Annotated in this window: 22 protein-coding genes; 3 read left to right on the top strand and 19 right to left on the bottom strand. The window is 68.0% G+C overall.

Annotation, left to right across the window (positions count from 1 at the left end; genetic code table 11):
* Positions 1 to 183 precede the first annotated feature (183 nt).
* From rplI to rpsF, 4 genes are all read right to left on the bottom strand, one after another.
* Complete coding sequence (rplI, locus tag ACFVVK_RS09555) at positions 184 to 636, bottom strand: 50S ribosomal protein L9 (protein ID WP_018775331.1); 453 nt, start codon at positions 634 to 636, stop codon at positions 184 to 186.
* 17 nt (positions 637 to 653) lie between these two features.
* Positions 654 to 893: a 30S ribosomal protein S18 gene (gene rpsR / locus ACFVVK_RS09550; protein ID WP_003800144.1), complete on the bottom strand. Its 240-nt coding sequence runs from the start codon at positions 891 to 893 to the stop codon at positions 654 to 656.
* A gap of 125 nt (positions 894 to 1,018) precedes the next feature.
* Positions 1,019 to 1,591 (bottom strand): single-stranded DNA-binding protein, encoded by a 573-nt coding sequence (locus ACFVVK_RS09545; protein WP_090954879.1) that lies wholly within the window; start codon positions 1,589 to 1,591, stop codon positions 1,019 to 1,021.
* 53 nt (positions 1,592 to 1,644) lie between these two features.
* Complete coding sequence (rpsF, locus tag ACFVVK_RS09540) at positions 1,645 to 1,950, bottom strand: 30S ribosomal protein S6 (RefSeq protein WP_026266755.1); 306 nt, start codon at positions 1,948 to 1,950, stop codon at positions 1,645 to 1,647.
* A gap of 267 nt (positions 1,951 to 2,217) precedes the next feature.
* Between rpsF and ACFVVK_RS09535 the strand changes: the two genes are divergently transcribed.
* Positions 2,218 to 2,901 (top strand): DUF1345 domain-containing protein, encoded by a 684-nt coding sequence (locus tag ACFVVK_RS09535; protein WP_390266177.1) that lies wholly within the window; start codon positions 2,218 to 2,220, stop codon positions 2,899 to 2,901.
* Between the two features lie 12 nt (positions 2,902 to 2,913).
* On the opposite strand, the gene ACFVVK_RS09530 is transcribed toward ACFVVK_RS09535, so the two are convergent.
* From ACFVVK_RS09530 to ACFVVK_RS09475, 12 genes are all read right to left on the bottom strand, one after another.
* The gene (locus tag ACFVVK_RS09530) at positions 2,914 to 4,242 is read right to left on the bottom strand and encodes a M18 family aminopeptidase (RefSeq protein WP_390266176.1); all 1,329 of its coding nucleotides are present in this window, start codon (positions 4,240 to 4,242) and stop codon (positions 2,914 to 2,916) included.
* Between the two features lie 337 nt (positions 4,243 to 4,579).
* On the bottom strand, positions 4,580 to 6,136 hold the full coding sequence (locus ACFVVK_RS09525; protein ID WP_390266175.1) for an amino acid permease: 1,557 nt from the start codon (positions 6,134 to 6,136) through the stop codon (positions 4,580 to 4,582).
* A 374-nt stretch (positions 6,137 to 6,510) separates the two neighbouring features.
* Complete coding sequence (locus ACFVVK_RS09520) at positions 6,511 to 7,236, bottom strand: response regulator (RefSeq protein WP_390266174.1); 726 nt, start codon at positions 7,234 to 7,236, stop codon at positions 6,511 to 6,513.
* On the bottom strand, positions 7,196 to 8,614 hold the full coding sequence (locus ACFVVK_RS09515) for a sensor histidine kinase (RefSeq protein WP_390266173.1): 1,419 nt from the start codon (positions 8,612 to 8,614) through the stop codon (positions 7,196 to 7,198). Before ACFVVK_RS09515 ends, ACFVVK_RS09520 begins: the two co-directional genes overlap by 41 nt.
* Before the next feature lie 35 nt (positions 8,615 to 8,649).
* Positions 8,650 to 9,540: an ABC transporter permease gene (locus ACFVVK_RS09510; RefSeq protein ID WP_390266172.1), complete on the bottom strand. Its 891-nt coding sequence runs from the start codon at positions 9,538 to 9,540 to the stop codon at positions 8,650 to 8,652.
* A 2-nt stretch (positions 9,541 to 9,542) separates the two neighbouring features.
* On the bottom strand, positions 9,543 to 10,481 hold the full coding sequence (locus ACFVVK_RS09505; RefSeq protein ID WP_390266171.1) for an ABC transporter ATP-binding protein: 939 nt from the start codon (positions 10,479 to 10,481) through the stop codon (positions 9,543 to 9,545).
* Positions 10,482 to 10,659: 178 nt separating this feature from the next.
* Positions 10,660 to 12,156, bottom strand: coding sequence for a bifunctional phosphatase PAP2/diacylglycerol kinase family protein (locus ACFVVK_RS09500; RefSeq protein ID WP_390266170.1), 1,497 nt, complete (start codon positions 12,154 to 12,156; stop codon positions 10,660 to 10,662).
* Positions 12,157 to 12,244: 88 nt separating this feature from the next.
* Positions 12,245 to 13,432, bottom strand: coding sequence for an MFS transporter (locus ACFVVK_RS09495; protein ID WP_390266169.1), 1,188 nt, complete (start codon positions 13,430 to 13,432; stop codon positions 12,245 to 12,247).
* Between the two features lie 97 nt (positions 13,433 to 13,529).
* The gene (locus ACFVVK_RS09490) at positions 13,530 to 15,212 is read right to left on the bottom strand and encodes an ABC-F family ATP-binding cassette domain-containing protein (RefSeq protein WP_390266168.1); all 1,683 of its coding nucleotides are present in this window, start codon (positions 15,210 to 15,212) and stop codon (positions 13,530 to 13,532) included.
* A gap of 135 nt (positions 15,213 to 15,347) precedes the next feature.
* A complete protein-coding gene (locus tag ACFVVK_RS09485) occupies positions 15,348 to 17,369 on the bottom strand; it encodes a penicillin-binding transpeptidase domain-containing protein (RefSeq protein WP_390266167.1) in 2,022 nt (673 codons plus the stop codon).
* Between the two features lie 69 nt (positions 17,370 to 17,438).
* Positions 17,439 to 18,095, bottom strand: coding sequence for a response regulator (locus ACFVVK_RS09480; protein WP_390266166.1), 657 nt, complete (start codon positions 18,093 to 18,095; stop codon positions 17,439 to 17,441).
* A complete protein-coding gene (locus ACFVVK_RS09475) occupies positions 18,092 to 19,417 on the bottom strand; it encodes a sensor histidine kinase (protein ID WP_390266165.1) in 1,326 nt (441 codons plus the stop codon). The genes ACFVVK_RS09480 and ACFVVK_RS09475 overlap by 4 nt, the downstream gene beginning before the upstream one ends.
* A gap of 188 nt (positions 19,418 to 19,605) precedes the next feature.
* Between ACFVVK_RS09475 and ACFVVK_RS09470 the strand changes: the two genes are divergently transcribed.
* Together ACFVVK_RS09470 and ACFVVK_RS09465 are read left to right on the top strand one after the other, a co-directional pair.
* Positions 19,606 to 20,712 carry an ABC transporter permease gene (locus ACFVVK_RS09470; protein ID WP_390266164.1) on the top strand — a complete coding sequence of 369 codons (1,107 nt, stop codon included), beginning with the start codon at positions 19,606 to 19,608 and terminating at the stop codon, positions 20,710 to 20,712.
* A gap of 42 nt (positions 20,713 to 20,754) precedes the next feature.
* A complete protein-coding gene (locus ACFVVK_RS09465) occupies positions 20,755 to 21,480 on the top strand; it encodes an ABC transporter ATP-binding protein (protein ID WP_390266163.1) in 726 nt (241 codons plus the stop codon).
* On the opposite strand, the gene ACFVVK_RS09460 is transcribed toward ACFVVK_RS09465, so the two are convergent.
* From ACFVVK_RS09460 to ACFVVK_RS09450, 3 genes are all read right to left on the bottom strand, one after another.
* Positions 21,477 to 22,925: a phytoene desaturase family protein gene (locus ACFVVK_RS09460; protein ID WP_390266162.1), complete on the bottom strand. Its 1,449-nt coding sequence runs from the start codon at positions 22,923 to 22,925 to the stop codon at positions 21,477 to 21,479. The two genes, ACFVVK_RS09465 and ACFVVK_RS09460, sit on opposite strands and share 4 nt — an antisense overlap.
* Positions 22,918 to 24,387 (bottom strand): glycosyltransferase family 87 protein, encoded by a 1,470-nt coding sequence (locus ACFVVK_RS09455; RefSeq protein WP_390266161.1) that lies wholly within the window; start codon positions 24,385 to 24,387, stop codon positions 22,918 to 22,920. The genes ACFVVK_RS09460 and ACFVVK_RS09455 overlap by 8 nt, the downstream gene beginning before the upstream one ends.
* A 198-nt stretch (positions 24,388 to 24,585) precedes the next feature.
* The gene (locus tag ACFVVK_RS09450; protein ID WP_390266160.1) at positions 24,586 to 24,816 is read right to left on the bottom strand and encodes a hypothetical protein; all 231 of its coding nucleotides are present in this window, start codon (positions 24,814 to 24,816) and stop codon (positions 24,586 to 24,588) included.
* Between the last annotated feature and the right edge of the window lie 230 nt (positions 24,817 to 25,046).

Below are 25,046 nucleotides of genomic sequence, written 5' to 3'. Positions count from 1 at the left end.
CCAACGCGGGGTCCCTTCGCATCCAGTAAACCCTCCGCACTGGGCCGTAGCTGACGCCGCGTTGGTTTAAAGCGCGTTGGTTTAAAGACGGAAGGCCCCCGCGGTCGGATCCCATGAGGATCCGGAAGCGGGGGCCTTCAGCAGTTCACGACCGTCAGGCCGTGGCGCCAGCAGCCTAGAAGACTACTTGCCTGCTACGACGTCGAGTTCGATCACAGCGGAAACGTCGTCGTGCAGACGGACGTTTGCCTGGTAGGAACCGGTCGACTTGATGTGTGCCGGCAGTTCAACCTTGCGCTTGTCGATGCGGCCCAGGCCAGCGGCCTCAACAGCGTCGGCCACGTCGCCCTGCTTGACGGTGCCGAACAGGCGTCCGGTTGCGCCAGCCTTGACGACCAGCTTGACCGGCTTGGCGGAGAGTGCAGCAGCCTGCTTCTGAGCGTCTTCCAGGGAAGCGTGCTCGCGGGCAACGCGGGCAGCCTTGATGGACTCAACCTGCTTCTCGCCACCCTTGGACCAGGTCAGGGCGAAGTTGCGGGGCAGCAGGTAGTTACGTGCGTAACCGTCCTTGACCTCGACAACATCGCCAGCAGCACCGAGACCGGTTACTTCGTGGGTCAGAATGAGCTTTGCCATGTTAGTTAATCCCTTCCTTAGCCGCGGCCAGCGCCGGAGTAAGGCAGCAGAGCAACTTCGCGGGCGTTCTTGATTGCCTGGGCGATTTTGCGCTGTTCCTGCACCGTGACGCCAGTGACGCGACGGGCGCGGATCTTTCCGCGGTCGGAGATGAACTTGCGCAGCAATGCTACGTCCTTGTAGTCGATGACAGTGATGTCAGCGGCCTTCAAGGGGTTGGACTTTGGTTTGGGCTTACGGAGTTCAGCCTTAGCCATCGTGGAGCTCCTATTCGATGGAGCCCGTGGATATTGATCCACGGGATGGTGGTGATCCGGCGCGGTCTGCGCCCGGCCGCCATACGGCGTCCCGGCGGTTTTCGTTGCCGGACCTTAGATGTTGTTTAGAAGGGAGGTTCGGAATCCGGGCCGTTGCCCCAGCCGCCGCCAGCGTTGCTGACCCCAGGCGTGGCCCACGGGTCCTCTTGCGCTGCGGGCTGGTTGCCGCCCCAGTTTCCACCGGAGTTGCCGCCCTGGTTTCCACCAGAGTTGCCACCGAATCCGCCGCTGTTGCCGCCGCCGAAGCCGCCCTGTCCACCCTGACCGCCGGAGCGCTGGGTGCGGTTGACCTTGGCATTGGCGTAGCGCAGGCTGGGGCCGATTTCATCGACCTCAAGCTCGATAACGGTGCGCTTCTCGCCTTCTTTTGTTTCGTAGGAACGGCTCTTCAGGCGGCCGGAGACGATCACGCGCATTCCCTTGGTCAGGGATTCGGCGACGTTTTCGGCTGCTTCGCGCCAGACCGAGGCGCGGAGGAACAGGGTTTCCCCGTCCTTCCACTCATTGGACTGCCGATCGAAGGTGCGGGGAGTAGAAGCGATGGTGAAATTCGCTACGGCCGAACCTGACGGTGTGAACCTGAGCTCGGGGTCATTGGTGAGATTACCGATGACCGTAATAGTGGTTTCGCCTGCCATCTACTGCCTCCTTGTGCGTTCCTGCGGGATGAAGTTTGAAGGTTGACGCTGAATTATTCAGCAACAACTTTCTGCTCTTCGGGGCGGGTGATCTTGGTGCGCATGATGGTCTCGTTGAGACTCAGCTGGCGGTCAAGTTCCTTGGCGGTAGCCGGCTCAGCGGTGAAGTTCACCACGGCGTAGATACCTTCGGACTTCTTCTGGATTTCGTAAGCCAGACGACGGCGGCCCCAGATGTCAACCTTTTCGATGGTTCCACCATCGTTGGTGATGACGTTCAGGAACTTCTGAAGCGACGGCTCAACGGCACGCTCTTCGACCTCGGGGTCGATGATTACCATCAATTCGTAAGGACGCATATGTGAACCCACCTCCTTTGGGCTAAGCGGTTACGGCATTTCCGTAACAGGAGGTTCATTTGCGGTGCCATGCGGCGCCCGGGCCACCGGAACGGGGCTGGGCGCAGCACAGACTTCACTATCTTAGTGCATCACTGCTGGTTCCGGCGACTCCTGATGGATCAACGCTAGTCCGGCCATTAGGCGGCGGGAAGCGGGCAGGACGCCGATGTGGAAAACCGCCGGCACCGGGGCCGGGAAGCCCTCGCTTTGTGCCATGATCTGAAAATGCACTCCGACTCTGACTCCACGGCCGTGCCGCCGCCAGTGCGCCGCAGCCGGCTGCGCTTCGCCGTCATGGTGCTGGTCGGTCTGCTGGCCGCCGGAGTGACCGGCATGGCGGGCTACTGGGTGGAGGCGCCGGCGGTCGGCTGGGCCTGTGCCGCGGCCTGCTACGTGGTCTGGGTATGGCTGGTGGTGGGCCGGCTGGACCCTGCCGAAACCTGGGCCCACGCCACGGCCGAGGACCCGTCGCGCAGCGTCACCGACCTGCTGATCCTGGCCGCGAATGCGGCGAGCCTCGTGGCGGTGGTCGCCGTCGTCATCGATTCGCACAGCAGCGACTACGCAGCACGCCTTGGCGGCGGGGTGCTCGCGCTGGCTTCGGTGGCGCTGTCCTGGCTTCTGGTCCAGACCCTCTTCACACTCCGGTACGCCGAGCTGTACTACAGCACCGAACCACAGGCAGGAGCGGCCGTGGGCGGGATCAGCTTCAACCAGGCCGGCCCCCCGCAGTACACGGATTTCGCCTACCTCGCCACAAGCCTCGGGATGACCTACCAGGTCTCGGATACCGCCTTGGAAAACCACAGCGTGCGTGCCGAGGCGCTGAAGCACAGCCTGTTGTCCTACGTTTTCGGGACCATCATCCTGGCCGCGACGCTCAACCTTGTGGTCGGGCTGACCGCCTAGGGCATCCCGCGGCTACGCCGCGGTCCGGAAGAAAACTTCGGTGACCTTCGCCAGCCGGTGCGGGTCCTCGACTCCGCAGAGCTCGCGCGCCGAGTGCATCGAGAGCAGGGGCACGCCGACGTCGACCGTCCGGATCCCCAGCCGCGTCGCGGTCAGCGGCCCGATCGTGGAGCCGCAGGGCATCACGTTATTGGAGACAAATTCCTGGTAGGGGATGCCGGCGCCCTCGCACAGCCGAGCCCAGAGGGCGGCCCCGGCGGCGTCGGTCGCGTAGCGCTGGTTCGCGTTGATCTTCAGCAGCGGGCCGCCGTTGAGGACCGGCCGGTTGGCGGGGTCGTGCCGCTCCGGGTAGTTCGGGTGCACGGCGTGGCCCGCGTCGGCCGAGACGCAGAACGACGCCGCGAAGGCCTGGCGTCGCTGGCTGGCCGAAGCCCCGAGCCCGTCAGAGATCCGCACCAGGACGTCCTCGAGGAGGGGTCCGCACGCGCCGGAACGGGACGCGGAGCCGATTTCCTCGTGATCGAAGGCGGCCAGCACGGCGATCGGTGCGCCGTCGGACACGGGCGTTCCGGCGTGGGCGATCAGCGCCGTGAGCCCGGCGTGCGTCGCCGAGAGGTTGTCGAGCCGGCCTGAGGCGAAGAACTCGTCTTTGGCGCCGAAGACCGCCGGGGCCTGCGTGTCCGCGATGACGACGTCGTACCCGCCGATCTGCGCCGGATCCACCGCGACGTCCGTGACCCTCGCCGCAAGGAGCCCCAGCAGGTCCTCGCCGGCGGGATCGCCCAGACCGAACACCGGATTCATGTGCTGCTGCTTGTCCAGGACCAGGCCTTCATTCACGGCCCGGTCCAGGTGGATGGCCAGCTGCGGGAAACGCAGCAGCGGACCCGTCGCCGTCAGGTGCTGAGTGCCGTCGCGCAGAACGAGGCGGCCGGCGAGCTGCAGTTCGCGGTCCAGCCAGGAGTTCAGGAGGGGGCCGCCGTAGACCTCAACACCGGCCTGGAGCCAGCCGAACTTGCCGGTGGTGGACTTCGGCTTGAGCTTGAAAGACGGCGAATCCGTGTGCGCTCCGAGGATGTTGAAACCCGTGGTCACCCCGGCACCCGGCGGGGCCACCCAGGCGATGAGGGCGCCGTCGCGGACCACATAAAACTTGCCGGCCGCTTCCGCGGGGCCCCCGGGTGCGGAGCCAGGCCACGGTTGCAGCTCGTCGAGGCCGGTGAAGCCCGCCTCGTCCAGCCGGCGCGCGCCCTCATGGACGGCATGGAAGCTCGACGGCGACGCGCTGACAAAGGCGCCGAGGTCCTGGATGTGGTGTGCGGCAGAGCTGGGTGAGGGCATGGCTTCGAGTCTAGCCCGGTGCTCGGTCCGGGGCTGTCGGGCCTTAGACGCCGCCGGCTGCCGGGTGCAGGGTCGGCATGCGGCGCGAGGCTCCTCGGGACATGTCCTCCGGCTGCGGCGAAGACTGGACATGTCCCTTGCCGGTGCCGCGCCCCTCCCTAGCCCGCGGGACATGCCCTCCCCCTCGCCCCAGGGCCGGGCATGCCCTCCCTCCGCGCCAAGGAATGGACATAATGCCGCTATGTCCAGTGGTGGGCGCCGGGGGAGGGCATGTCCGGTGGTGGGGTGGCTTGAGCCGGGCTCGCCTAATCCGGTGTTGCCGCCGGAGGGCTGGGACCTATGGCATCGGGCGGGCCGCCACGACCGCATCGTCGTCGGAAGCCACACCGCTCGCCGCCACGACGGCATCGTCGGCGGAAGCCGCACCGCTCGCCACCACGACGGCATCGTCGTCGGAAGCCACACCGCTCGCCGCCACGACGGTGAGGGACTCGGCGTGGTCCGCGGCCGCCCCGGAGGTGCCTGCTGCCGGGGCCCTATCCGCCGCAGCGTTTCTGCGGTAGCGGAAGACTCCGATGCCCACCACGACGGCGGCAAGAGCCAGCGAGAGCAGCAAGGATTCGCGGGTGGATTCCAGGATCACCATGCCGATCAGGAGGGCGACGATGCTGCCGATGGCCAGCCAGGTCAGGTACGGGAAAAGCCACATCTTCAGCTGGAGGTCCTTGGCGGCGGAGCCCATGCGGCGGCGCAGGATCAGCTGGGAGGCGGCGATGACCAGCCACACGAACAGCGCAATGGCGCCGGAGGTGTTGACCAGGAACAGGAAGACCGTGTCCGGGGCGATGTAGTTCAGGCCCACCGTGACAAAGCCGACCACCGTGGAGGCCAACACCGTGTAAGTCGGCACGCCGCTCTTGGAAATCCGCATCCAGGACTTCGGCGCGTCCCCGCGCCGGGACAGCGAGAACAGCATGCGGCTGGCGGTGTAGAGGCCCGAGTTCAGGCAGGAGAGCACCGAAGTCAGCACCACGATGTCCATGATGGTTCCCGCTCCGGGGATGCCGAACAGTTCGATCACCGCAACGTACGGACTCTTGGCGACTGAGGCCGAGTTCCAAGGCAGAAGGGTGACCACGATGGCGATGGAGCCAATGTAGAAAACGAGGATGCGCCAGACAGTGGACTTCACGGCCTTTTTGACGGCGTCAACCGGGTTCTCGGATTCGCCGGCGGCGATGGTCGCAATTTCCGCGCCGAAGAAGGAGAAGACGACCACGAGGATGCCGGCCAGGACGGCGCCGGGTCCGTTGGGCATGAATCCGCCGTTGCCGATCAGGTTGTCCAGCCCGGGTGCCGGGACACCGGGGATCAGGCCGAGGATCGCGGCCACACCGAAGAGCAGGAACAGCACGATCGCCGCCACCTTGATGGACGCGAACCAGAATTCGAACTCACCGTAGGACTTCACGGACCCAAGGTTGGTCAGCGTCAGAAGCACCATTAGGGCCAGCGCCCACACCCACTGGTCGATGCCGGGCACCCAGCGGTGCATGATGGCCGCCCCGGCTGTGGCCTCGATGCCGAGGACAATGATCCAGAACCAGGCGTAGAGCCAGCCGATGCTGAAGCCGGCCCAGCGGCCCAAGGCCTTGTCTGCATACGTGGAGAAAGAGCCGGTTTCCGGGTTGGCCGCAGCCATTTCGCCCAGCATCCGCATCACGAGGATGACCACGAGTCCCGCCGCGGCGTAGGCCACGAGGATGCCAGGGCCAGCCTGCTGGATTGCGGCACCGGAACCGACAAACAGTCCGGCGCCGATCACGCCGGCGATGGCGATCATGGACAGATGCCTGGGTTTCAGGGATTTTGAGAGCTGCTGGTCAGCGTGCATGGATGCGCCGTCCTTCGTGGGGGTTCAGGCCAGTTCTATGCCGGCACCCCATGGAATCCATGCTGTGCGGCGGGCCACAGTGTCGTTTCACCCTAGACCGCACCAGACCGGGCCCGACTTGTGCACTCCCACAAATAACTGGCAGGGGAACCGGGCTATGCACCAACAAGAGAGCCTTATAAGCAACATAAGATTACCTACAGGCAATACGGCAATGTGCCTGAAACCACTGCTTCATGCCCTTCGGCTACCGCCGTGCCCTTTACCCGCCGGTAGGCTGCCCGGCCGACGGCGGCGAAGGCCGCCCGGTGGGGCGGCCGGTGGCCGACCCGAAGCCAGCCCGGCGGCGCGGCCAGCCGCCCCGCCTGCTGCGCTCAGTAATCGGCGTTGCTCGGCACCACGAGGCCGGTCTCGTACGCGTACACCACCGCCTGGACGCGGTCGCGGAGGTGGAGCTTGGTCAGGATCCGGCGCACGTGCGTCTTGACGGTGGCTTCGGACAGGAAGTACCGGTGCGCGATTTCGGCGTTGGAGAGTCCCTCGGCCAACGCCCCGAGCATCTCGTTTTCGCGCGGGGTCAGGTCCTCCAGCAGCGGATCCTTCGCAGCCCGGGCCGCCGGGCGCGCCGGGACCAGGTCAGCGGCCCCAGGGCCCGCGGTTCCGGCGCCCCGGACATAGGTCTCCAGCAGCCGCTGCGTCACACGCGGGGCCACGACGGCGTCGCCGCTGGCCACCACGCGGACGGCGCTGATCAGTTCCGTGGGGGCCACGTCCTTGAGCAGGAACGCCGAGGCCCCGGCCTGCAGGCCGGCAAAGGCGTATTCGTCAAGGTCAAAGGTTATCAGGATGATGATCTTGGCGCCGGAACCGGAGGCCGCGATGGCCCGGGTCGCCTCGATCCCGTCCAGCACGGGCATCCGCACGTCCATCAGGACGACGTCGGGCGCGAGCTCCCTGACTTGCCGGACCGCTTCGGCGCCGTCGGACGCCTCACCCGCGATGCACAGATCGTCCTCGCCCTCCAGAATCAGGCGGAACCCCATCCGCAGCAGCGGCTGGTCATCCACCAGCAGAACGCGTGTGGGCCCTTGCTCGGCCATTGTTCCCCCCTGGTTTGGTTGTAGTGAGTTCGCTGGCACTGGAGGCGGCTGCCGTCTCGTCATGGCAGTTCAGTTCCGCGTGCACCCGCCAGCCGCCGTCGCCCGTGCGCCCTGCCTGCACGGTGCCGGCATAAATCCTGGCCCGTTCGCGCATCCCGGCGATTCCCTGGCCGGTCCCCCCGGTGCCGCCGGTGCCGGCCCATCCCCGGGGGTCAGGTGTGCCGCCCCCGGGACCGCCGGGATCAACGGTGCCCCTGCCGTCGTCGGTGACGTCGATGGTGACCAGGGGGCCGTTCCGAAGGATGCTCACGTCCACGCGGCTGAGAGCACGCCCGTAGCGCAGCACGTTGGTCAGCGACTCCTGCACGATCCGGTAAACGGTCAGCTGGAACGCCGCATCGCCGGGCAGGGACGGGCCCGTGTGCGTGTAGTGCAGCGGCAGGCCCGCGGTGCGGAAACCCTCGAGCAGTTTGGCCAGGTCGCCTCCCGCCACGAGCGGACCGCGCGGAGCGTGCCCGGCGGCGGAATCGTCGCGCAGCACGCCGAGCACGCGCCGCATGTCGGCCAGCGCGGTGCGTCCGGTGTGTGAGAGTTCGGCGAGGACGCCGGCGGCGCGGTCGGGATCCTTCCGGACCACGACGGCGGCGCCGTCCGAAAGGCTGACCATGACGGTCAGCGAGTGGGCCACGACGTCGTGCATTTCACGGGCGATGCGGTTCCGTTCGGTGACCGAGCCCAGCCGCTGGGCCCGTGCGGCCCAGGCGGCAATCTCTTGTTCGTGCTCGCGGCGCTGGCGCACGGAGATGCCGATCCCGGTGGCGATCACGTTGGAGAGCGTAATGCTGACTGCTGCGGCGATGCTCGCGACCAGCTGGAAGTTCTCCGGGGTGCGGCCCGCTATGTCAGGCAGCCGCCCGTCCAGCGGGCCAACGGCCAGCAGAAAGTAAAGGACCACCAGCGGTCCGGTGGTCAGGGCCAGGGCCGCCGCGGCGAACCGCCGGGTGCGGACGACGGCGACGGCGTACAGCGAAAACCAGAGGCCGGCCGAGACATTGGAGCCCCAGGGATGCAGGAACGTGACCGCCACTTCCAGTGCTCCGACCGTAGCCAGCACGCGCACCGGATAGGCGCGCCGGAAGAGCAGCGCCGGCGCGGCCGCCGCGAGCAGCACGGCCACCGGCCAGCCGCCGTGCGTGAGGGACTCGACCGCCGTCGGCGTGACCAGAACCAGATAGCAGAACACCACCAGGACATCCATGACCCGCGGATGAGCCAGCAGGTAGCGCCGGAGCCGGCCGCGGCGGCGGGCGGTGAGTTCAGCGAGGGACGCGTCGGCCGGACCGGCCGGCGCGTCCCTCGCAGGTACTGCATCGATCATGCTCTGAGCCTAGACGCTGCGCCCGCGGCGCCGGCCTAGACGTCCCGCTTCTTGAGCAGGACGGCGGCCAGGAGCACCGGGATCACAACCCAGGCACCTAGCACCAGGCCGGCCTGCCAGACTTCCAGGGTGTTCGGGACATGCTCCACGGCGGTCAACGGTTCCACGGTGTTGCCGGGCAGGTACTTGCGGGCCTCCTCGAAAAAGTCACCCGGAATGAGCTGGAAGGCGATGGGGGCCACGAAGAACAGGCCGACCAGGCTCATGATGCCGCCCGCGGAGTTGCGGATCAGCGTGCCGAGGGACATGCCGATCGCCGCGACCGCTGCCACGTAGAGGCTGTTGACGAGAAGCAACTTGACCGACTGTGAGCTTCCGAGATCGAGTCCGAGGCCGTAGTTGTCCAGGATCGGCACCGACACCAGTCCCGCGGCCAGGGCAGATGCTGCCGTGACGATGAACGACGTCAGCACCACCACCACGAGCTTCGCGGCGAACGCCGGGATGCGCCTGGGAACCGCCGCGAACGTGGACCGTGCCATGCCGGTGGTGAACTCCGAACTCATGAGCAGCACACCGAGGGAGCCGAGGATCAGCTGGGCAAACGCGATGCCGGAGGTGGGTACGCCGACGGCGAGGTCACCGCCCTGCGCCGCGAACCTGGCGCCCGCCTCCGGGTCCTGGGCAGCGGCTTGGGAGAACTGTCCCGTGCCCCACGCGGAGAGCGCCCCGAACCCCACCATGACCACCACGGTGGAGCCGAGCAGGATCAGCGTGGACAGAAGAGTGCGGAACTTGATGAATTCGGAATTGAGGACGCGCAGGAAGCTGGGGCCGGGGCCGGTACTGGTGCCGTTTCCGGACCGCTGCCCGCGGCTGTCGGCGTCGCGGGGCGATGACGTGGATTCAACAGTGGTGGAGCTCATGATTACTTGCCTCCGGCTTCGACGGGAGCACCCGTGGTGATCAGCGAGTGGTATTCGACCTCATCCTTGGTCAGCTCCATGTAGGCCTCCTCGAGGCTGGCCTGGAGCGGGGTGAGCTCGTACAGCAGAACGTGGCTGTCGAGGGCTGCGCGGGCGATCTGCCGGGGGTCCAGTCCCTTGACTTCCAGGAGCTCGCGCTCCTGGACCTCGACCGAGACGCCGGTGCCGGCCAGCAGCTGCATGAGCCGGTCCGGCTGGTCGGTGCGGACCCGGGTGCGGCCTTGGCCCTTGCCGGTGATGATCTCCTGGATCGGGGCGTCCGCAATGATCTTCCCGCGGCCGATCACGATCAGGTGGTCGGCCGTGACGGCCATTTCGCTCATGAGGTGGCTGGAGAGGAAGACGGTGCGCCCCTCCGAGGCCAGGTACTTCACCAGATTGCGGACCCACACGACGCCCTCCGGGTCAAGGCCGTTGACGGGCTCGTCCAGGATGACGGTCTGCGGGTCGCCCAGCAGGGCCGCGGCGATGCCCAGCCGCTGGCCCATGCCGAGCGAGAAGCCGCCCACTTTCTTGCGGGCCACGTCGGCCAGCCCGGTCATCTCGATGACTTCGTGGACGCGCTTCTTGGGAATGCTGTGGGTCGCGGCCATCGCCAGCAGGTGGTTGTAGGCCGAGCGGCTCGTGTGGACGGCCTTGGCGTCGAGGAGCGCGCCGACGTCGCGCAGCGGGGCGGCATGTTTGGTGAGCGGTGATCCGTTGACGGTCACGGAGCCCGACGTCGGCCGGTCCAGCCCCATGATCATGCGCATGGTGGTGGATTTTCCGGCCCCGTTCGGGCCCAGGAAGCCGGTGACCCGGCCGGCTTCGACGGTGAAGTTGACGCCGGCGACGGCGGTCTTGTCGCCATAAACCTTGGTCAGGCCTCGTGCTTCGATCATGGAAGCGTTCCTTTGCGTAGCGGGGATTGTCCGGGCCACCGCATTCGTGGGCCCGTCTGCACACCCCACGCTACCGACGCGGTTCCCGTATTTCGCCGGTCTCAGGGATGATTCAGGGGCGAATCAGGGTAGTCCGGGAGGATGACATCCCGCAGGTGAGGGGCGGGCCGGCAGGGGCTCAAAGGAGCGGCGAGTAGTACGTGAGCGCGTCGCGGCGGACCGTGAATTCCACCCTCCGCACCCCGGGCATGACCTCTCCGTCGACAGCCAGCACCATGGGCCCGTTCCCGGGTTCCACCGTGATCCGGTCCGTTTCGCTGAGGTGCGTGATTCCGGACGTGCCCACGGTGCCGGTCAGCACCGCCCAGAGCAGCCGCAGCCGGGCGAACGGCTCGTCGGCGGTGATCATCCGCAGGTCCAGGACACCGTCGGCCAGCACGGGACGGACAAGCGGGGCGTGGTCCCGGGGGTAGTACCGGCCGCGCCCGATGTACAGAATCCAGAGCCGGTGCCGCACCCCGTTGACGATCAGGGTGGTGGGGGTGCCGGCCGCGAAGGTGCGGAACATGGCCACGACGCCGGCCAAGGGTTTGCCCAGTGCCGGCTGGAGCTGCTCGCGTCGGCGGACCAGGTTCGGGTAGAGGCCGACGCTGGCGGTATTGAGCATTGTCAGTTCGAGGCGTTCGGGGCTGTCGGGAAGACCGCGTTCGACCCTCACGTGTCCGATGTCCGCCAGTGCGGCCTCGCCACGGTCGGCCGCCCGCAGGGCCGCCTCGAGGGTGGGGGTGCCGGCGTCGCGCGCGAAATGGTTCAATGTCCCGCCCGGCAGCACCAGCAGGGGGAGGGAATGTTCGACGGCGGCAGCCGCGGCAGCTCCGACCGTTCCGTCTCCGCCCCAGACGCCGAGCGCGGCGGTGCCGGGGCGTGTTGCCACGCCCGCGATCCGGGCCGCGACGTCCTCCTCGTGACCGATTTTCTGTATGTACGCCTTGGGGAATACTTTCTGGAGGGCGTCCGCGGTTTCTGCAGCGTAGGAGCCCCCCAAGGTGTTGACGCCAATGCTGAGCCCTTGTCCGTCCGGGAGCTCTGCGGCCCGGACGGCATTCCGGCGGGTCTCCGGGACAGGCGGCCACACCGGCCACCAGCGGCGGGTGACGAGGGCGGCACCGGCGCCGATTGCGGACCCGAACGCCACGTCGGAAGGCCAGTGGGCGCCGGTGTGAACCCGGGAATAGGCCACACCCGCGGCAACCGGCGCCAGTGCCGCCCCCAGGGAGGGGCGGACCAGGCCCACGCCGAGCGCGAACGCCACGGCTGAGGCGGAGTGGCCCGAAGGCATTGATGAACTCGTGGGCTGGGGGTTGACGAAGCGGAAGACCGGCAGATGTTCAGGCAGGGGCCGGGTCCGGGGCAGGAGAGTTTTGAACACCAGGTTGGTGACCGCCGATGCCAGGCCCTGCGCTATGACCCCGTGCAGGGCAGCCTGCCGCGTCTTTCCGGGCACGAGGGCCATGACCCCGGCAATGCCAAACCAGAGCTTGCCCTTGGTGGCGGCGGCGGACAGGCGACGGAAGAAATCGTCGTGGCTTCCGCCTGGCAGATTTGAGACCGCGCGGACCAGTTTGCGGTCTAAGCTCGACAGGCGGCGTGGCGCCTTCCTCAACATGGTGCGCATCTGACCACCATACTGCCGGAGGCCGCCCATCGCAGGAGGTGGCCCGGGGGCACTGACAGAACCTTTGCGGGCTCCCTCCTGCGGCTCCCTACCGGACGCGCAGGCGCCTCGCGGCCCCGGCGAGCAGCAGGGCCACCACGATCGGAACCCCGATCGCGAGCAGGGCAGCCCGGATGCCGGTGGCGTCGCCAAGGTAGCCCAGCAGAGGCGGTCCTGCGAGGAACGCGATGTAGCCCAGCGTGGACACGACGGACACCCGGGCGGCCGCCTTCCGGGGGTCATCCGCGGCGGCGGACATCCCGATGGGAAAAGCCAGGGCAGCCCCTACGCCCCAGAGCACGGCACCGGCGGCGGCCAGCCAAATTGTTCCGGCGAACACGAAGAGGCACAGGCCCACGGCCGCGGCGGCCATGCACGCGCGGAGCACGGCGACCCGGCCGTAGGAGTCGATCGCCCGCCCACCGAAGAACCGCATGGCGGTCATCGCCAGCACAAAGGCGGCGAACAACAGTGCGCCCGTGGACTGTTCGGCACCGAGACCGTCAACCGCCGCCTTGGCGATCCAGTCGTTGCCGGCACCTTCAGTAAGGGTGGCGCCCAGGACGACGACGCCGATCAGCAACGTCCGGCCGTCCCGCCAGGCCGGCGCGGCCTTGCCGTGGCCGGGTTCACCTGCCTCGGACGGAACGGTGGCCACATGGGGCAGGAAGTAGCGCGGGGCCACGGCGGTCAGAACCGCGACGACGGCGGCGATGACCAGCAGGTGCGCCGGGAGCCCGACGCCGAGGGTGGACAGTCCGGCGCCGATCAAGGCTCCGAGGAACGCGCCGCCGCTAAAGGCCGCGTGGAACTGCGGCATGATGGTGCGGCCGAGCCGGTGTTCGACGTCGGCGCCTTCAATGTTCTGCGAAACGTCCCACAAGCCGACCCCGATGCCGAAGAAGAACAGCGCGATTGCGGTCCCCGGAATGGATTCAGCCAGCAGGGACAGCGCCACGCCGACGCCGGCCGCCGCGGCCACAAGCCCGGCGCCCCGCACGGTGTTCGCCGTGCCGATCCGGCCCACCACGGACCCCGCGGTGGGCAGCGCGATCAAGGAGCCGACGGCCACGCAGAGCAGCAGCGTTCCCATCTGGCCGGAGGTGATGTGCAGGATCTCCGTCACCGCGGGGATGCGGGCGGCCCAACTGGCGAAGACCAGCCCGTTGATTCCGAAGACGAGGAACGTGGCCCCGGCGGCCGCCTTCAGGTGCGGTTCGATTGCCGTGCTGGTCATACGGTCGCTGCTTTCGCCAAGTGTTGGGCAGGTTGGGCAAGTTCTTCGGCGCTGAAAGCCTTGTCAGAGAAAAGGGAACAACGCTGGACGTGCGGCGTCAGCGGGCGCGCTCGACGCGTTTTTCGTCCCAGACCGGTTCGGCCGATTCGTAGACTTTGCCGTCGGAGCCGAAGACCAGGAACCGGTCAAAGGTGCGGGCAAACCAGCGGTCGTGGGTGACCGCCAGAACGGTGCCCTCGAAGTGGTCGATCGCCCGTTCCAGAGCCTCGGCCGAGTGCAGGTCCAGGTTGTCCGTCGGCTCATCGAGCAGCAGCAGGGTGGCACCGGAGAGCTGCAGCAGCAGGATCTGGAACCGCGCCTGCTGGCCGCCGGAGAGGGATTCGTACTTCTGCTCGGACTGTCCGGCGAGGCCATAGCCGTCCAGGGCGCCGGCCGCGGCTTCGCGGCCCAGGCCGGAGCGGTGCTCGTCGCCGCGGTGCAGGATTTCGAGCAGGGTCTTGCCGAGCAGGTCGGGCCGCACGTGCGTCTGGGCGAAGAAGCCGGGCCGGATCCGGGCACCGAGTTTCACGGTGCCCTCATGCGGGACCTCGGCGATCTCGACCTCGGAGACCGGCAGATGCTCCCGCTCCGGGTCGGTGCCGCCGGTGGCGAGCAGCCGCAGGAAGTGGCTCTTGCCCGAACCGTTGGACCCCAGGACGCCCACCCGGTCGCCAAACCAGATCTCCGTGGAGAACGGCTTCATGAGGCCGGTCAGTTCCAGTTTCTCGGCCACGATGGCCCGCTTGGCCGTCCGGCCGCCCTTGAGCCGCATCTGCACGTTCTGCTCGATCGGCAGGGCCTCAGGCGGGCCGGCCTCGAGGAACTTCGCCAGCCGGGTCTGGGCGGCCTGGTACCGGTTTGCCATGTCGGAGCGGAACGCGGCCTTGTTCTTGTACATGTTGACGAGTTCCTTGAGCTTCACGTGCTCCTCGTCCCAGCGCTTGCGCAGCTCCTCAAAGCGCGCGTTCCGGTCCGCGCGGGCGTCGACGTAAGAGCCGAAGCCACCGCCGTGGATCCAGGCTCCTGCACCGTTGATGCCCGGTTCCAGCGTGACGATGCGGGCCGCCGCGTTGTTGAGCAGCTCCCGGTCGTGACTGATGAAGAACACGGTCTTTTTCGAGTCGTTCAGCTTGGCCTCAAGCCAGCGCTTGCCGGGGACGTCGAGGTAGTTGTCCGGCTCGTCGAGGAGCAGGAGCTCGTCGGGGCCGGCGAAGAGGGCCTCGAGCACCAGCCGCTTCTGCTCGCCGCCGGAGAGGCTCGACGCCGGGCGGTGCTGTGCGCGGTCAAACGGCAGGCCGAGGGCCGCCATGCAGACCTCGTCCCAGACGGTCTCGACGTCGTAGCCGCCGGCGTCGCCCCAGTCCACGATCGCCTGCGCGTACTGCATCTGGGTGGGCTCGTCGTCGTGCTCGAGCATGGCAAGTTCCGCCTCGTCCACGGCGCGCGCGGCCGCAGCCAGCGCGGGCGGGGCGGCGGAGACCAGCAGGTCCCGGACGGTGGAGTCGTCCCGGACCTGGCCGACGAACTGCCGCATGATGCCCATGTTGCCGGATCGGCCGATCACGCCTTCGTCAGCCACGAGATCGCCTGCGATGATCCGGAACAGCGTGGTCTTGCCGGTGCCGTTCGGCCCGATCAGCGCGGTCTTGGTGCCGTCCGGGACCTTGAAGGTCACCCCGTTGAGCAGCTGTGTGCCGTCGGAGAGGAAGTAGTCGATGCCGGAAACGTCAATATGAGCCACGCGTTCAATCTTCCCACGGCCGGGCGAGGCGCCAGGCGGCGGTTACCCCCAGGACCTGCGGGAGCGTCAACCGATTCCGGGAAGGACCTGCGGGAGCGTCAACCGATTCCGGGCAGGACCTGCGGGAGCGTCGGGTCAGCCGGCCCGGGTGAGGAATTCCTTGAGCAGGGGTCCGGACGTGGTGGCCCCGAGACCGCCGTCCTCGACGAAGACGGCGACGGCCAGATCCCCGTGTGTCGCCACGATCCAGGCGTGGGTCTTGGGCGGGGAGTCGTTGCCGAACTCGGCGGTGCCGGTCTTCGCGCCGACGGGCGCGCCAGGGACGGACGCCAGGAAACCGGCATGCCCGCTGGTCACGACCGCACGCATCATGTCCGCCAGCGACGCCGCCTCCGCCGCCGTGATCGGCTTCCCGGCGGCTGTAGCCGGTGCGGGGGCAGGCGCAGCCGACGCTGCTGCGTCACCGGACGGCGGGACTGCCGGCGAGGTACCGGGTGTTGCAGTCCCGGTGCCAGCGGCGGCCGGGTCGGCAACGCCCGCGTTCGGGTTCAAAACGAGCTGGGCCGCGACCGGCGCGCCCTTCGCCACGGAGCCCGCCATGATGGCAGCGGCCAGCGGGGAAAGGAGCACCTTGCCCTGGCCGATCATGGAGGCGGCATGTTCGGTGCCTTCGGCTTCGCCCGGGACAGAGCCAAGGAAGGCGGCGGCTCCCAGTGCGGGTGCCTCGACTGCGACGCCCAGCGAGGTCGCGGCGGATTCGAGCTGGGCCTGGCTGACGCCGTCCCGCGCGTTGATGAAGGCCGTGTTGCACGAGTGCGCAAAGGCATCGCGCAGTGTCACGGACCCCAGGGAGGACTCGGGGTAGCCCTCGGCGTTCTTGAACGTGCGGCCGTCCACGGTGAGGGTTGGCGGGCAGTCGACGGTGGAGTCCGGAGTCATGCCGTTACGGAACATAGCCAGGGAATCAACCATTTTGAAGATCGAGCCGGGGGCGTACTGGCCCAGCATTGCGGTGTCGTAGCCGTTGCTGCCGGGTCCGGAGGCGGCCGCGAGGACGGCGCCGCTGGAGGGCCGGAGGGCCACGATGGCCGACGCCGGGCCGACGTCGGCGAGGACGTCCTCGGCCAGCTGCTGCAGCTTCGGATCCAGGGTGGTCTTCAAGGCCGTTCCGGCCTTGACCTCGGTCCGGAACAGCACCCTCCGCGGGTCAGTCGGGGCCGCCTTGATCTCCTCGGCGGTGAGGCCGGCTTTCTGGGCCCTGATCACAATCCCGTCGCTGCCGCGCAGCTGCGCGTCATACTGCTGCTGGAGGCCGCCGACGCCGGTGGTGTCGCCGGGCTTGAGGGCACCGCCCGACTTCTCGATCTGCTCCGCGTTTGCCTCGGCGGCGGTCCCCAGCAGGGCCCGCGCGAAGGTGCGGGTGGGCGCCAGGGGGAGGGAGTCGGGGACTGCCCGGCCGCCGGGAATCGCCGAAATCTGCGCGTCGGTAATGGTCCGGTTGCCGTCGTCGCGCAGCGTGATGGCGGAAACGAACGCCTCGGGACCGGCCGCCGCGACCTGCCGGGAGTAGGCAGCCGGATCGACGCCCACCAGCTTTGCCAGCTTGGTGGCGGAGTCCGCCGGGTCGGCGCCGCCGAGCGCAGGCTTGTCGACACCGACATTGACCACGGGCCGGTAGGTGACGAGGGGAACGTTCCCGGCCCCGAGGATGGCGGCACGCTGCGGGGTGTCCGTGGCCCGGGTGAGGATCTCGCCGTCAGCGAGTTCCGGGACCAGCATGGCCGGCTTCCACACGGTGAGCCACTTGTCACCGGACTTCTTCAGCTGCGCGGATACCGTGTATTTCCATTCCTCCGCGCCGACTTTCCAGGCGTAGTTGAGCGGGAAAGTGGCCGTGTCCGCGTCAAATGTCAGCTCTCCGGCCTGCACGGCGGGCTTGTCCGGGTCGAGCCCGTGGAAAATTTCCTTGAGCTGGTCGTTCGCGGCGCCGGATTCCTTCCCGTCAAAGCCGACGGATCCGACGTCGAGCGCGGACACCGCGGTGGCGAGCTGCTTGGCAGCGTCTTCCGCGCCGGCCCGGCCGTCGCCGCAGGCAACCAGCGAGGTGCCGACAACAAGGCCCACGAGGGCCAGTGCAAGTTTTGGTGAGTTCCCCATGGCGTAATTATGCCCCGAGGCACGGACAACCCGGTCACGGGACCTCACACGAACCGCTGCCTGACGGGCCTAGCCGCGCCGGATAATCCTGCGCTGCACGGCCACGGCAATTGCGGCGGTGCGGTTGTCCACGCCGAGCTTGGCATAGATGTGCACCAGGTGGGTCTTAACCGTTGCCTCAGAGATGAACAGCTGCTTCGCGATTGCACGGTTTCCCATGCCGGTGGCCAGCAACTCCAACAACTGAACCTCGCGGGCGGAGAGGGCTGGCTCCGGGTTCCGGATCCGGCCCATCAGCCGGGCTGCCACCTCCGGAGCCAGTGCCGTCCCGCCGGCCGCCGCAGAGACCACAGCCTGGCGGATCTGCTCGGGTGGGGCATCCTTGAGCATGTAGCCGCTGGCCCCGGCTTCGATGGCGGAGAGAATGTCAGCGTCCGAGTCATAGGTGGTCAGGATGAGCACCGGCGGCGCCGGCCGGCCGGCCTCGCCCGCCTTGATCCGTCCAGTGGCGGTGACGCCGTCCATGCCCGTGCCCATCTGCAGGTCCATGAGCACCACGTCGGCGGGCTCGCCGAGGGTGTGCAGCTTGGCCAGTCCGGCCAGTGCGGCACCGCCCTCCGCGGCTTCGGCGACCACTGTGATGCCTTCCAGATCACCCAGCATGGCCCGCAGCCCGGCCCTGATCACCGGGTGATCGTCCACCAGGAACACTCGGATGGCGGTCATTCCCGGCTCCCTCTGGATTCCAACGACCGTGGGGATTCCAACGGCCGGGCGGCGGAGCGTGACGCTACGTCCAATGGCAGCCGAATGGCCACCACCGTGCCGTCACCGGGAGCGGATTCGATGTCCACGTGGCCGTGCAGGGCGGCCACGCGTTCCCGTAGCGCAGTCAGTCCGTAGCCGGACCCGTCCGTGCGGGCGGGTTCTATTGCGGGGTCGAACCCGGTGCCGTCGTCGTAAATGTCCATGGCCACCTCCGTGCCCAGGAACGAAAGGGTGACGACGGCGTTGCTCGCCCGCGAATGAACCCGCACGTTCGCCAGGCTCGCCTGCGCGGCCCGGAGCAGGGCGGCCTCATGGGCGCTTGGGAGTGCCACCGGCACACCTTCGACGTCGAGCCGGCAGCTCAATCCGCCACCGCCCGCGGCTGCTTCGGCTTCGGTGGTTTCGCACAGCCGGTGGAGGCCGGCCAGGAGGGAGCCTTCGGCGAGATCGGGGGACTGGAGTGCCAGGACGAAGTTGCGGGCCTCTGCAAGATTGGCTGCGGCAGTGTCCTTGACGATGCGGAACCGTTCACGCGCAACGTTGAGATCGCCGTCGTCCAAGGCCTTCTCGGCCGCCCGCCCCATCAGCACAATGCTGGACAGTCCCTGGGCCAGGGTGTCATGGATCTCGCGGGCCAGCCGGGCGCGCTCGGCCAGGGTCCCGGCATCGTGCTGGGTTCGGGCGAGCTCGGCACGGGTGCGGCGGAGTTCTTCCGCCGCCAGCCGCTGGTTTTCCGCCTCCAGGAACAGGGCCCGGTAGGCCAGACCGGTGACCACGGCGAAGGCTGCGCCGAACGCAGGGCCCAGCACCATGGGCAACTGCAATGCCGCACTGGCCTGAGTTGCAGTGCCGCCGTTGTGGAACCAGAGCGCCGTGATGACCAGAACGGTGCTCAGGGCGATCGCCGGCAGGGCCAGCCGCCGCCGGAGAATGTGCAACTGTAGGAAGAACAGCGGGAAGGCCAGCCAGACGAAGTCGGCGCTGGCCCGGATCAGCAGGAGCCAGAGCAGGCAGACGCCGCCCAGCCACCAGGCGGAATAGGGTCGCGGATCGAACCGGGCCCGGTATAGGGAGTGCCGCTTTTCCAGGACCGTACCCATCAGGTAGAACGCGGCGAGTAGCAGGGCCAGCAGCAAGGTGATCCATCCCGGGCCCGCGATCCCGCCGGCCGCGAGCCGGACGAGCGCCACCGCGAGCAGCACCGCGAAGCCGACGTGAAGGCTGACGCGAAGGACGCGCAGAATGACGGCCGTCCCGGTGTTGTCGGCTTCTCCCTCCATGTTTCCAGCGTAGTGCCGTCTGGGTTGATCCCCTGCGGAAAACGTCCCGTCGCCCGCGGAATCAACCATTCGGTTGATCGTGCGGCCGTCCGCCCGGCGCCCGCGATCCAGCCTCGCGGCCGATGCTTTGAATCGGGGCATTGGGAAGGCTAGAAGCAACGCCATAAATGCCACGAAAAGGGAAAACCATGTACCTCGCTATCCGCGATATCCGCTTCGCCAAGGGGCGGTTCGCCCTCATGGGCGCGGTCGTCGCCCTCATCACGCTCCTGCTCGTTCTGCTCTCCGGGCTCACCGCCGGACTGGGCAATCAGTCGACGTCGGCCCTCGCGGCCCTCCCGGCCGACCAGCTGGTGTTCGGTGCCCCGGCCGGGGGCACACCCAAGGCCTCGTTCACGGAATCCGAAGTCACGCGCGACCAACAGACGGAATGGTCGGTGCGCGATGGCGTCGACCGGGCCGAGGCTGTCGGGATCAGCCAGAGCCGTTTCCAGGTGCTGGACGACGGAGATGTGCCAGCCGGCACGGGAAGCGTGGCGGTCTTCGGCACCGAGCCTGGTGCCGGGCTGGCTCCCGCCCCGCTGGCGGACGGAACGATCGCCGTCGGAACCGGCCTGGCGAAGGAACTGGACCTCAGCATCGGCAGCCGTGCCTCGGTCGGCGGCACCGAGCTCGTCGTGACGGCCATCGTTCCGGACCAGTGGTACTCGCACACCGGCGTCGTCTGGACCACGTTGGAGAATTGGCGCAGCCTGGCGCACATCCCGGATGGGGGGACGGCAACGGTGCTGGCCGTGAACTTTGACGGGGGCGCCGACGCCGGAACCGCGGTGGATCTCGACGCCGCCAACTCAGCCGCCGGCACTGTCAGCACCACCGTTACGGGCTCCTTCCAGGCCCTGGGCTCCTACAAGAGCGAGAACGGTTCACTGCTGCTTATGCAGGCGTTCCTGTACGGCATTTCGGCTCTCGTGATTGTCGCCTTCCTGACGGTGTGGACGGTCCAGCGCACCCGGGACATCGCGGTCCTGAAGGCCCTCGGCGCGTCCGGACGCTACATCCTCCGGGACGCCATGGCGCAGGCCGCGCTGGTCCTGCTGGCCGGCGCGGCCGTGGGTGGTCTGGTCGGCATTGCGGGCGGATACTTCGCGTCCCGCGTCGCGCCGTTCCTCCTCACCGCCGGAACAACTCTGCTGCCAATCGCCGGAATCGTGCTCCTGGGCCTGGCCGGGGCTGCCCTAGCGGTCCGCAACACCACAGCGGTCGATCCGCTCATGGCCCTCGGCGGCAACTGAGCTGCCGGTCCGCACTCGACATATTCTTGAAAGGCACATCTCGTGAACCTCACACTGAACCCCGCACTGAACCTCGTCAACGTCACCTTGGAGTACCCCGATGGAGACGGCATCCTCACGGCGGTGGACGACGTGAGCCTGAAGGTGCACCCGGGGGAGTTCGTGTCCCTCGTCGGCCCCTCCGGGTCCGGAAAGTCGTCCTTGCTGGCCGTCGCCGCCACCCTCGTCCGGCCCTCCGCCGGCCTGGTGGTGATCGGTGGACAGGACGCTGGCGGACTTCCGGACGCCGGCCGTACGGCGCTGCGCCGGAACAAGGTCGGCATCGTCTTCCAGCAGCCGAACCTCCTGCCCTCCCTCACCGCCGTCGAGCAACTCGTGATCACGCGGCGTTTTCGCGGCGGGGCCAGCCACGCGGACGCGGAACGCGCCGCAGGACTGCTGGAACTCGTAGGTCTCGGACCGGCCATGGCTAAGCGTCCCCACCAACTGTCCGGCGGGCAACGGCAGCGCGTCAACGTAGCCCGGGCGCTCATGGGAGACCCTGCCGTGCTGCTCGTGGACGAACCCACGGCGGCCCTTGACCACGACCGCAGCGACGCGATTGTCCGATTGCTCCGGCAGGTCACGGACGAGTTCGGCGTGGCTACGGTCATGGTCACGCACGACACCGATTTCGTACCGATTACAGATGCCGTGGCCACCATGCGCGACGGAAGGCTTTCCGCGAAGACGGGAGCGTCAGGCGTAAAGGCCGCCGCCGGGGGTTAGCCCGCGTGGTAGCCGAGGTCGGGCACGCCCATCCCGAACATGTCCCGCAGGGCATATTTCGCCGCGTGGAAGCCGGGCATCCCGGAGACCCCGGGACCCGGCGGAGTCGAGGACGAGCACAGGTAAACCCCGGGCAGCGGTGTCCGCCACGGAACGCGGCTCAGCACGGGCCGCCGGAGCATGCCCCGCAGGTCCAGGCGGCCGCCGCTGAAATCCCCGCCGACGTAGTTCTCGTCATAGGCCGCCAGTCCGGTGGCCGTCGTGACCCTGAACTCGACCACCAGGTCCCGGAATCCGGGTGCGAACCGTTCCAGCTGGGCCGTGACGGCGGCGCTCATGTCCACCGTGGAGCCTGCCGGAACATGGCAGTAGGTCCAGAGGATGTGCCGGCCGGACGGGGCGCGTCCGGCATCGAAACGCGACGGCTGGGAGACCAGCACGTAGGGCCGCTCGGGGTGCCGTCCGCCCGCGACCTGGCCCTCCGCTTCGGCGGTCTCGGCCCGGGTGCCGCCCACGTGGACCGTCCCGGCGTCGGCGAGGCCGTCCGCCGCCCATGGCACCGGTCCGGAGAGGATGAAGTCGACCTTGCAGGCCGCGTTCCCGAAGCGGAAGGACTCCAGGGCACGCCGGTAACCGGCCGGGAAGCTGCCGTCCCCCAACTCCAGGAGCCCGGGGGGCGCCACGTCGAGCAGGGTGGCCCGGGCCGGCGGCAGCTCGGCAAGGGACCCGATCCGCCTCCCGGTCTCGATCACCCCGCCATGCGCTTCGATGTCGGCGGTCAGCGCCCGAGCAATCGCTGCCGATCCGCCGCGCGGAACAGGCCAGCCGCCGGCATGTGCCAGGGCCCCCAGCAGCAGGCCGGCCCCGGCGGCAGTGAGCGAGGGCAGCGGTGCCACGGCGTGCGCGGCGGCACCGCTGAGCAGCGCGGGCGCCAGATCCTCCCTGAATCTCGCATTCCACAGCCGCGACCCCTGTTCGAGCGTCCGGAGGACAAAAACCGCGGCCGCGGCGGGATCCCGCGGCACCCGCAACAGCTGGTTCAGGGTCAGCTCGGCGACATCCTCCGCCCGGGATACGAGCGGTGCCATGAGCCGGCGGTAGGCGGAACCGTCCCGCCCCAGTTCGGCAGCGGTGCGGTCCAGGGAGCGGTAGGCAAGAGCCGCCCGGCCGCCGTCAAGCGCAGAGCCGAAGGAGACGTCCGGCACCGCAAACGGCACCCGCCGGGACAACTCGAAGCGGCGGAAGAAGGGCGAGGCCAGCGCCATGGGGTGCACGGCCGAACAAAGGTCATGAAAGTGGCCGGGTTCCATCAGTTCGGCGGTGCGCAGGCCGCCGCCTGGGGCGGCGGCGGACTCGAACACGCGGACTTCGAGGCCGGCCCGCGCCATGGTCGCCGCCGCAGCCAGCCCGTTGGGACCGGATCCGACGACGGCGACGTCAGTCACCTGCGGCGGCCCTCCGCCACGGCAGCAGGGACGCCGCGGGCCGGCGCAAGTCCACCCGCAGCCAGTCCGGGGCACCGTCGAAGGGGCCGCCGTGCGGATCATCGACGCGGTAGCGGCGGATCACGTCGCAGGACGGATCCCAGATGTCCCAGGCCACACGAACCATCAGGTAGCCGGTGGCGACCATGTGGGCGACCACTGCCAGGACGTAGTAGGGCATATCGATGTTGTGCTGGGTCGAGCCGCCGCTGGTCGCCTGCCCCAGATACATCCAGATGGCCCCCCAGTGCAGGGCCTCGATGGCCTGCCAGATCAGGAAGTCCCGCCAGAGGGGCCGCGCGAGGGCGATGAGCGGGATCAGCCACAACACGAACTGGGGCGAGTACACCTTGTTTGTGAGGATGAACGCCGCCACGATCAGGAACGCCAGTTGCGCGATCCGCGGCCGCCGCGGCGCCGCCAAGGCGAGGACCGCAATGAGGATGCAGGCCAGGAGGAACATGTCCAGCGCCAGGGAGTTGATGGTCTGGGCCTCAAGCTGGGCCCAGCCCAGGCGGCCGGCCAGCAGGTTGTAGGCGAACCAGGGCGAGCTGTAGCCCGCCGGCCGCTCCTGCGTGAACTGATAAAAATACTTCCAACCGTCCGGATTCGCTGCGGCCACCGGGAGGTTCACCGCCAGCCAGGTCCCCGCGGCGGCGCCGGCGGTGACCAGCAGAGCCCGGATGCGTCCGGTCCGAAGCGCCAGCAGCAGGACGGCACCGAGGATCAGCAGGGGGTAAAGCTTGGTGGCCGTGCCCAGACCGATGAAGATTCCCGCCAGGACGAGTTTGTTGCGCGAAAAGAAATACATGCCAAGAGCCAGCAGGCACACGGCCCACATGTCCCAGTTGATGACGCCGGCCAGGACGATGCCGGGGGCGAGGGCCACCATTGCCGCATCCCAGGAGCGGCGGCGGTACGTCCGTGCCGTGGCCAGGACCGTGATGATCCAGACGGCGGCGATCAAGGTGGCGTTGACGTCGAAGTAACCCAGGACCCGGGGGTTCCCGGTTCCGGCGCCGGGCACCAGCAGCGCCGTGGCTCCCGCAATGAATCCCATCAGGACGGGATACTCAAACAAGCTTCCCTGCGTGATGAAGGGGAACGCACCGTCGCCAAGGCCACGGTTGCGGAACAGCTCCGGAAAGTCCGAATAGCACGTGGCGTAGAACTGTCCGGGTGTTTCCCAGCCATTGGTGCGGCAGAAGTTCTTGAGCAGAATCCCGGCCAGGGCAGCAAGGACGGTGAGGATCACCAGCACGCGGTCCAGCGTGAAAAATCCCGGCGAAACGACCCCTGGCGCCGAGCGGTGGCCCAAGGGGCCGCCCACGAGTTCCGTGAAGTTCCGGAGAAAGGGGTCGCTGCGGCTCGGAATGACCAGTCGGACCCGTTTACGCTGTTCCGGCGGCTTTGTCTCCTGCATGACCTCGAGCTTACCGGGGTGCCGGTGGCTTAAAGGGCCGGGCTTAAAGGGGCGGCAGTTAAAGGGGGGAGCCCGTGCGTCGCCGCACGGGCTCCCGGGAATCGGTTCCAAAGTGGGACATGAAGTCTCCTTCGCTGCGGACAGTCCTGCCGGTGTCTGCTCCCGTTCCTGCAGGGAACGACGGCGGAAGTGTCCGGGTCAGCGGACGAGGCCGGCCCGGTACAGCGCGAGGAATACATCGTCGCGTTTCTGGTCCAGAAGCTGCCCGTTGAAACGGGCCGCTTCGCTGCGGGCCGGCTTCCTCGTCAGGAACAAGGCCTTGTAGAGCTTTTTCATCATGGTTGTCACCTCCTCTTGCGGGTTCGGTCGGGGCTGGCGCGTGGCGGGTGCGGAGGCTTGGCGGGCAGGGGGAGTGGTTGCGGTGGTCACGGGGACCTTTCCTTGAGGGGATTGCAGGCCGGCCTGGGTACAGGAACGGCCTGGCTAAATGGACTGCTGAGTGAAATAGGCGGGCGGCATTTTGGGCATGACAAATAGAGCCCTGTTTTACACTGAATTCGAACGGCCGAATCCGGGCGCGCCAATTAGGCGCAGAATTCCGACGCTTTAATTAAGCTGAAATTCTTGGTATGGCGAGATGTTCGATGGAGAATGGCCCC

The organism is Arthrobacter sp. NPDC058192 (assembly GCF_042883665.1).
In the GTDB taxonomy this organism is placed as follows: domain Bacteria; phylum Actinomycetota; class Actinomycetes; order Actinomycetales; family Micrococcaceae; genus Arthrobacter.
The sequence above is the reverse complement of the archived record's forward strand: the minus strand, read 5'-3'. Positions and strand labels throughout refer to the sequence as shown.